The organism is Pseudomonas sp. B20, from assembly GCF_020515755.1.
Lineage (GTDB): Bacteria > Pseudomonadota > Gammaproteobacteria > Pseudomonadales > Pseudomonadaceae > Aquipseudomonas > Aquipseudomonas syringae.
Map to the genome: position 1 here is coordinate 125,659 of NZ_JAHPJG010000005.1, position 12,476 is coordinate 138,134.

General features: G+C 58.8%; 10 protein-coding genes and 2 tRNA genes. 4 read left to right on the top strand and 8 right to left on the bottom strand.

Features of this window, described 5'->3' with window-relative positions:
* Nucleotides 1-95 precede the first annotated feature (95 nt).
* Nucleotides 96-172, top strand: a tRNA-Val gene (locus LIX91_RS07175).
* A 68-nt stretch (nucleotides 173-240) separates the two neighbouring features.
* Here the strand turns inward: LIX91_RS07175 and LIX91_RS07180 are convergent.
* Together LIX91_RS07180 and LIX91_RS07185 are read right to left on the bottom strand one after the other, a co-directional pair.
* The gene (locus LIX91_RS07180; protein ID WP_226488242.1) at nucleotides 241-798 is read right to left on the bottom strand and encodes a GNAT family N-acetyltransferase; all 558 of its coding nucleotides are present in this window, start codon (nucleotides 796-798) and stop codon (nucleotides 241-243) included.
* A gap of 16 nt (nucleotides 799-814) precedes the next feature.
* Nucleotides 815-1,039, bottom strand: coding sequence for a hypothetical protein (locus tag LIX91_RS07185; RefSeq protein WP_003402841.1), 225 nt, complete (start codon nucleotides 1,037-1,039; stop codon nucleotides 815-817).
* Nucleotides 1,040-1,312: 273 nt separating this feature from the next.
* Between LIX91_RS07185 and LIX91_RS07190 the strand changes: the two genes are divergently transcribed.
* A tRNA-Val gene (locus LIX91_RS07190) sits at nucleotides 1,313-1,389 on the top strand.
* A gap of 135 nt (nucleotides 1,390-1,524) precedes the next feature.
* On the opposite strand, the gene LIX91_RS07195 is transcribed toward LIX91_RS07190, so the two are convergent.
* The 3 genes from LIX91_RS07195 to LIX91_RS07205 all read right to left on the bottom strand — a co-directional run bounded on the left by LIX91_RS07195 (nucleotide 1,525) and on the right by LIX91_RS07205 (nucleotide 4,452).
* The gene (locus tag LIX91_RS07195) at nucleotides 1,525-2,586 is read right to left on the bottom strand and encodes an SDR family oxidoreductase (protein ID WP_003410201.1); all 1,062 of its coding nucleotides are present in this window, start codon (nucleotides 2,584-2,586) and stop codon (nucleotides 1,525-1,527) included.
* An 89-nt stretch (nucleotides 2,587-2,675) separates the two neighbouring features.
* Nucleotides 2,676-3,074, bottom strand: a complete 399-nt coding sequence (locus LIX91_RS07200; RefSeq protein ID WP_003347204.1) for an NUDIX hydrolase — start codon at nucleotides 3,072-3,074, stop codon at nucleotides 2,676-2,678.
* Nucleotides 3,075-3,375: 301 nt separating this feature from the next.
* Nucleotides 3,376-4,452 carry an NAD(P)-dependent alcohol dehydrogenase gene (locus LIX91_RS07205; protein WP_226488243.1) on the bottom strand — a complete coding sequence of 359 codons (1,077 nt, stop codon included), beginning with the start codon at nucleotides 4,450-4,452 and terminating at the stop codon, nucleotides 3,376-3,378.
* A gap of 245 nt (nucleotides 4,453-4,697) precedes the next feature.
* Here LIX91_RS07205 and LIX91_RS07210 point away from each other — a divergent pair, with 245 nt between their 5' ends.
* Complete coding sequence (locus LIX91_RS07210) at nucleotides 4,698-7,607, top strand: EAL domain-containing protein (protein WP_046271400.1); 2,910 nt, start codon at nucleotides 4,698-4,700, stop codon at nucleotides 7,605-7,607.
* A gap of 168 nt (nucleotides 7,608-7,775) precedes the next feature.
* Nucleotides 7,776-8,330: a hypothetical protein gene (locus tag LIX91_RS07215; protein WP_226488244.1), complete on the top strand. Its 555-nt coding sequence runs from the start codon at nucleotides 7,776-7,778 to the stop codon at nucleotides 8,328-8,330.
* A gap of 211 nt (nucleotides 8,331-8,541) precedes the next feature.
* On the opposite strand, the gene LIX91_RS07220 is transcribed toward LIX91_RS07215, so the two are convergent.
* Genes LIX91_RS07220 through LIX91_RS07230 form a run of 3 tightly spaced genes read right to left on the bottom strand, consistent with a single transcriptional unit; the run spans nucleotide 8,542 to nucleotide 12,476 of the window.
* Nucleotides 8,542-9,480: a carbohydrate kinase family protein gene (locus LIX91_RS07220; protein ID WP_226488245.1), complete on the bottom strand. Its 939-nt coding sequence runs from the start codon at nucleotides 9,478-9,480 to the stop codon at nucleotides 8,542-8,544.
* 22 nt (nucleotides 9,481-9,502) lie between these two features.
* On the bottom strand, nucleotides 9,503-10,984 hold the full coding sequence (gene xylB, locus LIX91_RS07225; RefSeq protein ID WP_226488246.1) for a xylulokinase: 1,482 nt from the start codon (nucleotides 10,982-10,984) through the stop codon (nucleotides 9,503-9,505).
* 10 nt (nucleotides 10,985-10,994) lie between these two features.
* Complete coding sequence (locus LIX91_RS07230; RefSeq protein WP_226488247.1) at nucleotides 10,995-12,476, bottom strand: mannitol dehydrogenase family protein; 1,482 nt, start codon at nucleotides 12,474-12,476, stop codon at nucleotides 10,995-10,997.

The window sequence follows — 12,476 nt, forward strand, 5'->3', positions numbered from 1 at the left end:
TGTCTGTCGATTGGCAAAAAACGCTGTATTTCATAGGGTTAGCAAAAAAACAGATTGACAGGCATTCGCATATCCGTAGAATGCCGACCCACAGCAGGCACGTAGCTCAGTTGGTTAGAGCACCACCTTGACATGGTGGGGGTCGTTGGTTCGAGTCCAATCGCGCCTACCAGACAAAATCCGCTCTGCTGGGCGGTATCAAAAGGGTCAGCCGAGAGGCTGGCCCTTTTTGTTTTGCTGTCAGTTGCCAATGATCGAGTAGACGCGTGTGTTGCGCAGTCCTCCCTGAATGCTCATGCGATCCTGTCTAAGCGTGCCTTCGTACTCAAATCCGACCCGCTCGGCGAGTTTCTGGCTCGCCAGGTTTCTTTCATCCATTGTCAGAAACACGCGATTAGCCATCAAGTTGTCCAGCGCATAGCTGACCAATGCTGCAACGCCCTCACTTATCAGGCCGGCGCCAAGGTATTGAGTTCTGCCCCAATAGCCTACTTCAAAGCTTCGCAACTGCCAGTTGGCGTTATGCAAGCCGCTGCTTCCTACTAATGCGCCGTTGTTTTTCAGAAATAGAAGCGCCCTGAGATCCTCATTCAGGAGGAACCGGGCGTAGGCATGGCGGCAGATCAGTTCGGACTGATCGATACCAGGAGTCGGCGTTGCCCAGGCCAACCATTTCTGCAAATGCTCGGCCGATTCGGCAACAGCCTGATTGAACACGATGCCGTCACCTGGCTTTGCAACGCGAATCAACAGGCGCTCTGTCTGGATTTCAGCAGGCAGTAGATTGGACGCTGTCATCGACAATGTTCATGTGTCAGTACTTTGAGCCCTCTTTAGTATCGGCCTTGCACGGTTTCCAGTCAGGCGTCGGGGGCGGGCCCGGGATGTTTTGAATGATAATGACGATCCCGTCACTTCCCACTCTTGCATAGCGATTCGTGATAGCGGCCCCGTCTGCGGAGGCTGATTTGCTTTCATTGTTGCTCTGAACCGAGCCTGAGCCGTTATCAACCACCAGTGCGGACACTTCATCGTCCATGATTTTTCTCCTGAGTAACGCATAGTTCGACGCCTATGACGCTAGCAAGGCTATTGCGGCCGGATGATGAGTGATACTGGTAAATGTGCTAGGTAAGGTTTGGAAAGGTGCGTGAACACAAGAAGGCCGCTCGATCAGCGTGCTGGAAAGACGAAAGGAATCCGATGGCGCGTGATCACTGGCAGGAGCCTTAAAAAATTCACGTATTCAGAGAGTTACTGCAAAAAAGCGTTTGACAGGCAATCGAATATCCGTAGAATGCCGACCCACAGCAGGCACGTAGCTCAGTTGGTTAGAGCACCACCTTGACATGGTGGGGGTCGTTGGTTCGAGTCCAATCGCGCCTACCAAACAAAATCCGCTCTGCTGGGCGGTAAAAAAAGGGTCAACCGAGAGGTTGACCCTTTTTTGTTGTGCTCGCTTTACCCGCAGCCAGTGCCGGCTCTCGTGCCAACGCGAGCATTGGCACGAGAGGGCAAGTTGCCTCAGGGAATCAGGCGGTCACGACGCAGCTTTTCAAACACGTCGAAGAACGCATCGTCACTGGCCTGGAACGCCGTGAAGCCCAGTTTGCGGCTCTTCGACATGTCAGTGACAACTTCAATCGGACGGCCGAGGTCGGCATCGCTGTGCCATGGCGAAATCAGGCGGTTGATGTCACTTTCCTTGAGCTGATGCTCGCGAACGATGTCATCCCAGACCGCCTGATCGTTGGCCATCTGCGTTTCCAGCGGGGCTGGCTCGCTGGGGAAATCGGCTGGCTGCAGGCCGAAGTATTCGGCGATCTGTCCCCACATCCAGCTCCAGCGGAACACATCGCCGTTGGTGATGTTGAACGCCTGATTGGCGGCTGCAGGTGTGGTCGCGGCCCACAGTTGCTGACGGGCCAGCTGCCGCGCATCGGTCATGTCGGTCAGGCTGTCCCACTGCACGCGTGAGCCCGGGAATACGAAAGGTCGGCCGGTGGCTTTACAGATCGAGGCGTAGACGGCCAGGGTCGTCGCCATGTTCATCGCGTTGCCGACGGCGACACCGGTCACGGTGTGCGGGCGATGGACGCTCCAGGTAAAGCCATCCTTCTCGGCGGCAGCGAAGACTTCGTCTTCCTGGGCGTAGTAGAAGTTTTCGATATCCAGGCGCGCCTGCGATTCCCTGAACGGCGTTTGCGGCAGGGTGCCTTTGCCATACGCTTCGAACGGGCCGAGGTAATGCTTGAGGCCGGTCACCAGCGCAACATGCTTGACACTGCCAGCGGGCCGCACAGCGTCCAGCACGTTACGCACCATTGCAGCGTTGACGCGGATGTTTTCTGCTTCAGTGGCCTGACGCGACCATGTAGTGATGAACACGTGGGTGGGCTTCACATCAGCCAGAGCCGCACGCACGGACTCCGGGTTCTGCAGGTCTGCAGCTACCGGGATCACGCCGGGCCGCGCTGACGGGCTACGGGAGAGGGCGGCAACCTGCCAATCGTTGTCCAGTAACAACTGTGTGATTGCACTGCCGACAATGCCACTTGCGCCAACAACCAGGGCGGTCTGAGTCATAGGGGTCTCCTGAGACGGGGAAGAAAGTAATGAACCGTCTGCTGTTTCAGAACAGCATCAGGCCATACCGTTCAACCCGATTGTCCCGATTACCCTGTAACGTGGCTCCGGGCACCGGAAACGCCTTCGGACTCGTTGGCATATGACTTGACGATGGTTTTGGTCGCACTGCTGGCTTTCAGGTCACCAAGTTTCTGCGGCGCAAGCCATTTGCAGGCGGCAATTTCGTTCTGCGGCGATGGCTCGCTGGAGGCTGGGACCTGGGCAGTGAAAACGTAATGGGCCACTTGATCCTTCTCATATACATCGAGGTACAGAAGATCAAGGTCGGCTAGCCCGGTTTCTTCGCACAGTTCACGCACTGCGGCCTGGAAGGGCGTTTCACCCGCTTCAATCTTGCCACCGGGCAATGCCCAGCGGGATTTCGGTTTGCGCACGTAAAGGACCTGGCCGTCACGTTTGCAGATGACTGTCGCGCGTTGTTTCATAATCCGTTCACCTGTTAAACGTCCGTTGACATGAGTATCTGCAAGGACTGCGTGAACTTGAGACTCAACGACTGTCAGTAGTAGTCACCAAAATGTAATAAATAGTTCATTTTGGCGGGGCGCCGCTCAGGCCGTAGCGTGAAACAGCCAGATCGAGTCGCACAGCAGGCGGGTTGTCGATATCTGCAACCCGGTTGCTGCACTAGAGTATGGACATCAGTGGGCGATTGGCGGCGATCGGTTCACCGGGGGCGACGTACGGCATGTCAAATTGCAGCCGTCCTTGGCTGCCAGATGCGCATCAGGCAGCGTTCGAGTCGGCAGCCGCTTCCTGCTTGAGGCTGTCCATGTCGATGACGAAGCGATACTTGACGTCGCCCTTGAGCATTCGCTCGTAAGCCTCGTTGATGTCCTGCATGTTGATCATTTCGATGTCGGAAACGATGCCGTGGTCGGCGCAGAAGTCCAGCATTTCCTGGGTTTCCTGAATGCCCCCGATCAACGAGCCAGCCAGGCTGCGACGCTTGAAGATCAGGTTGAACACCGCAGGCGACGGATGCGGCTCTGCCGGCGCGCCGACCAGTATCATGGTGCCGTCGCGCTTGAGAAGAGACAGAAAGGCGTCCAGATCATGCGGCGCTGCAACCGTGTTGAGGATAAAGTCCAGGCTGTTGGCCTGAGCAGCCATCTGTGCCGCGTCCTTGGATACCACCACTTCGTCGGCGCCCAGACGCAAGCCATCTTCGCGCTTATTGGGGGAGGTCGTGAACAGCACCACATGGGCACCCATGGCGTGGGCGATCTTGACGCCCATGTGGCCGAGACCGCCAAGCCCGACGATGCCGACTTTCTTGCCCGGGCCGACCTTCCAGTGGCGCAATGGGGAATAGGTGGTGATACCTGCGCACAACAGCGGCGCGACGGCAGCCAGGTTGGCATCATGAGAGATGCGCAAGACGAACTTTTCCTTGACCACGATCTTGTCGGAGTAGCCGCCGAAAGTGTTCTCGCCGCCAAACACCGGGCCATTGTAGGTGCCGGTGAAGCCGCTCTCGCAGTATTGCTCGTCGCCCTCGGCACACGATGCACATTGCTGGCAACTGTCGACCATGCAGCCGACGCCAGCCAGGTCGCCGACCTTGAATTGCTTGACGTCGGAGCCGACCGCCGTGACCCGGCCGACGATTTCGTGACCCGGAACAGAAGGATAGAGTGTGTTGTGCCACTCATTGCGCGCAGTATGCAGATCGGAGTGGCACACGCCGCAGTAAAGGATGTCGATCTGAACATCGTCAGCGCCGGGCGAGCGACGTTCGAATTGATGGGGCTTGAGTGTGTCCTGAGCCGATTGCGCTGCGTAGCTGTATGTCTTGACCATTACTGTCACCTGTTCAATGGGGATAAGTGTAACGCCGTACGACAGCATAGCCGAGGCTCGCTCAATGACCTTGCTGTACGGCAATGCACCTGAATCTGACCCATGGGGCTGCCATGTAGTGCCCCGCGTCACACAAGCATCATCGGGAAGCCGAAGGATCTGCCAAAAAGGTATGAACTTTGCAACAATGCCCTGTCACGCTTGTAATCTTTGGTCATGGTTTTAAGGATGACCGCCGTCGGCTCATGCATCTGGATGCTTCCATGACAGTATCACTTCTGGCCACGGGCCTTTGCCCAAGCGTAGCCTGCACCTCACGCACTCCCGGGAGCGCGTTGACGGCTAACCGAGACCGATTCTCCTGTCACGCCTCCATCGAAGCACTCATCAGCGCCGCAAGGGAGCAGACAGGCGCCATTGCCTGGGCTGCATACGCCGCCGGCGAGTTGAAATGCCTGCTCGGGCAGGGCGACGACACCGTTGTCTGGCCTGCACACATCGCCGCTGAAGACTTCGAGACGTATTGCACTCAATTGCAGCTGCATTGCCGGGTCGCGGGGCAGGGCGAGGGCGTGCTGGGTTGGGTGTTGGTACCGATGGCTGAAAAAGACCACCCATTGCTGTTGGATCTGGCGGTCAGGCTGGGCTCGCTGTTGCAGACCGCGGCGTTGATCCGGGCGCAGAACACCCAGCGGGTTCTGTATGAAATCAGCCTGCTGGCCAGCACTACGCTGGACCGCGGTGCTTTTCTGCAAGGCGTTCATGAGCAACTCGGGACCCTGATCGATGCCGAGAACTTCTACGTTGCGCTGTATGACCGGCAAAGCGGCAAGATCACCTATCCTTATTACATTGACCGCTTCGATGACGAAGCGATGGCACACGAGACGTTCGAGTTTATCGACGCTGATCGAATGTCGCTCACCGGATATGTGTTGAGCAGCGGGCAGCCGTTGTTTCTCGATGCCGCCTGTATCGAGCTGGCCAAGGCCGAAAACCGGTTCTACTGCGTCGGACGTCTGCCCGAGTTCTGGATGGGCGCGCCCTTGAAAAATGCATCGGACGAAGTCTTTGGCATGGTCGCGATGCAGGTTTATGACGTGTCTCGTGTCTACAGTGCTCAGGATAGGGCATTGTTCGCCGTCGTGTCGCGCCATGTGGCCATGGCACTGGACCGCCAGCTACACCGGACGGACCTCGAGCAGGTAGTGGCCCTGCGCACGCAACAGCTTTCTGCAGCCAACGATGCGTTGCGTCAGGAAGTCAGGGATCGCGAGCGCGCCGAGCATCTGCAGAATGCGTTGTTCCAGATTGCCGAGCTTTCCAGTCAGCCCGGTGACATGAACGAGCTTTTTCGCAGCCTGCACATGATCGTCGGCGAGTTGCTGGTGGCGCTCAATTTCTACATCGCGCTTTACGACAGTGCGACGGGCGAAGTGACCTTTCCGTACTACATTGACGAGTTCAAGCCCGCGCCGCCGCGCTCACGACGCGGGCAGCGGGGGTTTACCGAGTATGTGATAGGCCAGCGGCGACCGTGCCTGATCGATTACGAGGAAGCTCGCAGGCTGGAAGGCCTTGGCGAGATCGAGGTACAGCGACAATCCGGTCGTTGCTCTTCATGGCTGGGTATTCCGCTGTTCGACGGCGGACAGGTTCGCGGCGTGCTGGTGGTGCAGAGTTATTCCAAGGACGTGAGCTATACCTTGCGCGATCAGGAGCTGCTCACCTTTGTTTCTCGCCACATCGATACGGCACTGTCCCGGCGCAGCGCGGCAGAAGCGATCCATACCGCCAATGTTCTGCTTGAAGCCAGGGTTCGAGACAGGACCCGTGAGCTGGACCGGGCCAACGCCAGGCTGCAGCACGAAAACTCCCATGACTCACTCACCGGGCTGCCCAATCGCAGCCATTTGCAACATCGGCTGAGGCAGGCCTGGCAAGACTTCTGCAGCAATGGCCAGCAAGTGATCGTGATGTTCATCGATCTGGATCGCTTCAAGATGATCAATGACAGCCTGGGTCATCACTGCGGCGACATCCTTCTGGTGCAGGCCGCCGAGCGCCTGCGCAATTGCATGCGCGAACGGGACCTGCTGGCGCGGCTGGGTGGCGACGAGTTCGCCGTGTTGAGCATCGACACGCCGTTGCAGACCGGGACGGAGATCGCCCAGCGAATACTGACGGCGTTCGAGCAGCCGTTCGTGATCGATGATCACACGGTCTTCTCTTCCTGCAGCATCGGTGTGGTGGGCGCCGACAGCCGCTTCCATCAGGAACCGGCTGACCTGCTGCGCGATGCCGATACCGCCATGTACCGGGTCAAGAACGGTGGGCGGGACAGCTTCGCGGTGTTCAATCAGGCGTTGCGCCGCGAGGTGTCGGACCAGGTCGAGCAGGAAGGTGCGTTGCGCACGGCGCTGAAACGTACGGATCAGTTGATTCCTTATTTTCAGCCGGTGATCTGCGTCAATAGCGGAAAATTGCTGGCGTTCGAGGCGCTGATCCGCTGGTGCATGCCGGATGGACGAATCGTCGGGCCAGAGAGCTTTCTGCCGGCGCTCGAGGGACTGCGCCTGATTGGCCGGCTGGACTTTTACATGCTCAAGCGTGTGGTTTCCATTCTGGCGCAACCCGAGAACGGTCATTGGCCACCCGTGCATGTGAACTGTTCGAGTTACAGCATCACCCGTCCGGCATTCGCTGCGGAAGTGCTGGCGTTGCTTGCCGAGCACAATGTTGCGCCTCAACGTCTGTGTCTGGAGCTCACCGAGGGCGCACTGGTGGCCGATCCCGAGCAGGCACGCCTGTCGATGAAGCTCCTGGCCGAGCAGGGTATGTCGGTCATGCTCGACGATTTCGGCGCGGGCTTCTCTTCGCTCAGCTACGTGCATCAATACCACTTCAGCGGATTGAAAATCGACAAGTCGTTTATCTTCGGCCTGGCCTCCAGTGTGCGCAGCCGCGCCATCGTGCGTGCCATTGTGCGCATGGCCGAATCCCTCGATCTGACCGTGGTGGCCGAAGGTGTCGAAGACCTTGAAACGCTTGAGCTGCTGCGCGAGATCGGCGCCACGCAGGCGCAGGGCTACTACTTTTCCGAGCCGTTGCCGATTGAGCTGCTGACTATCAACACCGGCCGTGCTGCAGGCTGACGCTCGGCCAGTGCTTGCCGCATACGGCAGGCTGTATCCGTTCTTTGACGCGGTCGATTTGTCCGGATTTTATTTAAGCTCGTAAAATCAAAAGGTTATGGATTTATAAGGCAGTTGGCACTGGACTTGCTGGTGAACCTGCGCAACAGGTTCATCAGGAGGTGAGAGATGATTATTGGCACGAGTGCGCTTGAGCAGCTTGTTTCCCGGGCTGTTGTCGGGCGCAAGACCGTAGACGAGGTGTCCCAGGACGCCTTCAGCTCGGTCGCTGCCGCTGGCCTGGCATCAGGTTCGGCACCGGTTACCGCGCAGACCAGCAGTTCGACATCGCAAGACAGCAAGCAGGAAAACAGCGGTTACAACGAATCCTTTGCACGGATGATGATCAACCTGAAGTCCGCCGGTGATACGTCACTGTCGGAAAAGACGGCTGACCGTGACAACGGTGTCATCGGTTCAGTGGCTGGCACCACCAGCACCACTGACACCGCATCGACGGATTCGGTACAACAGAAATTCATGGACTCTCTGAAGCAGACAGCCGAAGAGAAAGTGCGCGAAAAGCTGACGGGTATTACCCAGAAAGACTATGACGCCATGGCACCTCAGGACCAACTGGCGATTGACCAGAAGGTGCAGGACGCGCTCAAGGACAAGCAGAACGACGTTGCTGATGACATCAACACCCGCATCAGAGGCATCAAGGCCGGTATGGTGGCTTGATGTTTGTTCGGCGACTTTGATGACCTTTTCGTGAACAAGCGAAGCGTCGCCCGGCTCACTCCCACCTAGGGAATGCTTTCCGATGGAGTTAAGTATCGATACTTTCTCCCTTCAGACATGCATTTAATGGGTGGGAGTGAGCTTGCTCACGAAGACTACCGTCCATACACCGCAGTTGATGCGGGTGTATGGAGGTAGCGTTTAAGCCTTCTCACCCCAATTGATGCCTGTACGGCAAGTCCGGCCCGACCTTTGTGCAGGTCAGCGCGGCCGCGCCGACGGCGAAATTCAGCATCTCGTCCAGTGTTTCCCGTGACAGCGTCGACAAGCCTTGTGGCGTGTCGAGCTGGCGTTCACTGAGGAAGGTCAGCAGCGCAGCCTGAAAAGTATCTCCAGCCCCGACGGTATCGGCGGTGACCACGGTTCTTGCCGGCACCGACCAAGTGCCGTGCTGGCGGGTGAAGACGCTGGCACCTTGCGTGCCGCGAGTGACGATGACCAATTGCGTACGCTTGCCGAGCCAGCCTTCGGCGATCTTTTGTGGATCGCTGTCCGGGTACAGCAGGTGCAGGTCTTCGTCGCTGACCTTGATCAGGTGCGCATGCTCGGCGAACGCTGCGACCTGGCTGCGCCAGCGCTGAATGTCCGGTGCCGGGTTGAGGCGCACGTTGGGGTCCAGCGAGATCAGCCGTGTGCTGATTTCACGGGCGACCAGCGCCAACAGCGTGTCGGCAATCGGCTGCACCACCAGTGAAAACGAGCCGACGTGAATGCCGCGTACCTGCCCGTCGAGTTCCGGCAAGTGTTCCAGGCGCAACTGGCGGTCTGCGCAGCCGTCGCCTCGAAAGCTGTAAGTTGGCGATCCATCGCTGCCCACGGCGACCATGGCCAGAGTGGTAGGCGCGTCGAAGTCGATCAGGTGGTCGGTATTGACCGTTTCCTTTTCCAGCACGGCACGCAGACGGCGGCCCAGGTAATCGGTGGACAGCCCGGCAAGGAAGCTTGCGTCCACGCCCAGACGGCGCAGGCCAATCGCAACGTTGAACGGAGAGCCGCCGGCAATCGCATCGAACCCCAATCTGTTCAGGGAACCGCTGTCATCCGCACGGGTGAAAATATCGAACAGTGCTTCGCCACAAACCAGAAACATAAGTGCTCCATGAAAAAACGCTTCAAACCTTGCGCAATTGCGCCTGATAACGCTGATAGACCTGCTGATAGGCGGCCACATTATGCACCACAGGATGCGTCTCACTGCCTTGGTCGAGACTCACGCAGCGTTCGCACAGTTGCTGCAGGTCCTGAGCCTTGCCGTTGGCGCGCGACCAGCACCAGGCTGCCTGAATGGCAGCGCCCAGCGCAGCGGCTTCCGAGTGGTCGGTGCAGATCACCGGGGTGTTCATGATGTCGGCCACGATCTGCCGCCACACGGCACTTTTGGAGCCACCACCGATCAGACGGATCTTTTCGCTTTTTATGCCGCTGTCGCGCAACAGGTCCAGCCCGTAGCGAAGGCCGAAGGTAGTGCCTTCGACTACCGCACGAGACAGGTTGGCCTGGGTCAGATTGGTGCTGTCCAGCCCGACGATGCTGCCGGTCGCATCGGGCAGGGCGGGCACGCGTTCGCCGTTCAGAAAGGGCAGCATCAGTACGCCTTCGGCACCGATCGGCGCCTGGGCGACTGCCTGGTTGAAGCCGGCGATGTCGAGGGTGAACAACTCGCGAATGGCGGTCGTCGCGTTGGTCAGGTTCATCGTGCAGATCAGCGGCAACCAGCCGCCGGAGGATGAGCAGAAAGTCGCGACCGACTCATGCTCGCTGACCCGCGGCTCCTCGGCGTAGGCATACACCGTGCCCGAAGAGCCGAGGCTCATGGTGATCAACCCCGGCTGGATATTGCCTGTGCCGATCGCGCCCATCATGTTGTCGCCGCCGCCACTGGAGACCAGAGCGTCAGGGTTCAGGCCCAACAGTGTGGCGACTTCAGGACGCAGTACGCCCACCGATTCGTGGGCTTGCAACTGCTGTGGAAGTGCCTTGCCCAGACGACCGCTCGGGTCGATGTGCGCGAGCAATGGCAGGTCCCACTCGCGAGTGCGCACGTTGAAATAGCCGGTGCCCGATGCGTCGCCAAACTCGGTGCAGCAGCGGCCGGTCAGCCAATAGTTGAGGTAGTCGTGGGGCAGCAGCACCTTGTCGATCCGCTCGAACAGATCCGGGTATTGCTCCTTGGTCCACAACAGCTTGGACACGGTATAACCTGGGGCGATGACCAGGCCAAGGCGTTGCAGTGAACCCTGCGCGCCACCAAGATAGTCCAGCAGGCGCTGGTTTTCCGGTGCCGACTCGGTGTCGCACCACAGCTTGGCCGGGCGCAGTACCTGGCCGTGGGCATCGAGCAGCACCAGGCCATGTTGCTGGCCCGAGACGCCGATGCCCTGAATCTGCTGGCCGGAAATGCCCGCCGCTGCGAGTGCATCGCGGGTCGCCTGTTGCAGCGCGTCCAGCCATTGCTGTACGTCCTGTTCACGGCGGCCGTTATGGTCGCTGATCAGGCTGTGCGGCGCCGAGCCTTCGCCCAGTACGGTGCCGCTTTCGGTATCGAGCACCAACACCTTGGTGCCCTGGGTCCCGCAATCGATTCCAAGAAACATGGGAAGTCCCTCAGGCCTTGGCAACCAAAAGTTTTTCCAGTGTGCCACTCACACCCAGTTTGCGCAGATCATCGAGGTTCTGCTCGAATGCCGCCACGAATGCTTCCGATTGCGGAATGGCCGAGCCAAAGATTTCTTCCACTCCCAACAAGCGCTCAGTAATGAGCGCGTCATCAGCCACCAGCGCCTGACAGAACTCGGCCCGCGGGTCAGGGATTTTGTAGGTCGCGCCGTTCTCGTCGACACCCTTCAGATAGAGCGCCCACGCGGCGACCACCAGTGAAGCGCGCGCAAGGTTGCCTTCGTCCAGAATCAGACGATTGATCGTCGGAATGGTGAACTTGGGAAATTTCGACGATCCGTCCGAACAGACCCGTTCCAGCTGATCGGCAATCGCCTGATTGGAGAAGCGCTCGATCAGGGTGTCTTTGTAACCTTCCAGGTCGATACCTGGCACCGACGCCAGTTGCGGGGTCACGTCCAGGTCCATGTAGGTGCGGATATAGCTCACGAACAGCGGGTCATTCATGGTTTCGTGTACAAAACGATAACCCTTGAGGAAGCCCAGGTAGGTCAGTGCAAGATGACTGCCGTTGAGCAGTTTGATCTTCATCTCTTCATAGGGCGTCACGTCATCGGTGAACTGCACGCCGACGTTCTCCCACGCCGGGCGACCATTGACGAACTTGTCTTCCAGCACCCACTGCACGAACGGTTCGCAGACCACCGGCCAGGCGTCGTCGATGTGTTTGTCGTCGGCCAGTTGCAGACGGTGGGCTGCGCTGGTCATCGGCGTGATGCGATCCACCATCGCGTTGGGAAAGCTGACGTTTTTCTTGATCCAGTCATGCAGATCGGCATCGCGCAACGTGGCAAATGCCAGCAATGCCTTGCGTGTCACTGCGCCGTTGTGTGGCAGGTTATCGCAGGACATCAGGGTGAAGGCCGGTGTGCCTTGCGCGCGGCGTCGAGCCAGTGCGGCGCAAAGGAAGCCGAATACCGTCTTTGGCTGATCCGGGTTCGCCAGGTCGTGCTGGATCTGCGGCAGATGGTCCATGAACTGATCGTTGCTGTCGTCGATGCAGTAACCGCCTTCGGTGATGGTCAGCGAGACGATGCGGATGTCCGGACTGGCCAGTTTATCGATCAGCGCCTGCGGGCTGTCTTCGGCCAGCAGCATGCCGCTGATCGAGGCAATGATGCGGGTTTGGGTGTTGGGTGTGTCACCCAGTTCATACAGGGTGTACAGGTAGTCCTGTTGCGCCAGTGCATCGCGCACGGCCTTGTCCTCAGGACGCAGGCCCACGCCGCAGATGCTCCATTCAAAGCCTTCGCCGCTGTTCATCAGCGCATCGGTGTAAAACGCCTGATGCGCCCGGTGGAAGCCGCCGACGCCGATGTGGGCAATGCCCTGGCGAGTGTTTTCGACGGTGTAGGCGGGCAGGGCGATGTCGGCGCCCAGTTGGGACAGATTGTTTTTGTTCAGCTTCAT

What these genes read in the sequence shown, in the direction of transcription:
- LIX91_RS07205 (WP_226488243.1), bottom strand. Translation starts at nt 4,452, where the DNA reads ATGGTCAAGACATACAGCTACGCAGCGCAATCGGCTCAGGACACACTC.
- LIX91_RS07220 (WP_226488245.1), bottom strand. Translation starts at nt 9,480, where the DNA reads ATGTTTCTGGTTTGTGGCGAAGCACTGTTCGATATTTTCACCCGTGCG.
- LIX91_RS07215 (WP_226488244.1), top strand. Translation starts at nt 7,776, where the DNA reads ATGATTATTGGCACGAGTGCGCTTGAGCAGCTTGTTTCCCGGGCTGTT.
- LIX91_RS07195 (WP_003410201.1), bottom strand. Translation starts at nt 2,586, where the DNA reads ATGACTCAGACCGCCCTGGTTGTTGGCGCAAGTGGCATTGTCGGCAGT.
- LIX91_RS07210 (WP_046271400.1), top strand. Translation starts at nt 4,698, where the DNA reads ATGCATCTGGATGCTTCCATGACAGTATCACTTCTGGCCACGGGCCTT.
- xylB (WP_226488246.1), bottom strand. Translation starts at nt 10,984, where the DNA reads ATGTTTCTTGGAATCGATTGCGGGACCCAGGGCACCAAGGTGTTGGTG.
- LIX91_RS07230 (WP_226488247.1), bottom strand. Translation starts at nt 12,476, where the DNA reads ATGAAGCTGAACAAAAACAATCTGTCCCAACTGGGCGCCGACATCGCC.
- LIX91_RS07180 (WP_226488242.1), bottom strand. Translation starts at nt 798, where the DNA reads ATGACAGCGTCCAATCTACTGCCTGCTGAAATCCAGACAGAGCGCCTG.
- LIX91_RS07185 (WP_003402841.1), bottom strand. Translation starts at nt 1,039, where the DNA reads ATGGACGATGAAGTGTCCGCACTGGTGGTTGATAACGGCTCAGGCTCG.
- LIX91_RS07200 (WP_003347204.1), bottom strand. Translation starts at nt 3,074, where the DNA reads ATGAAACAACGCGCGACAGTCATCTGCAAACGTGACGGCCAGGTCCTT.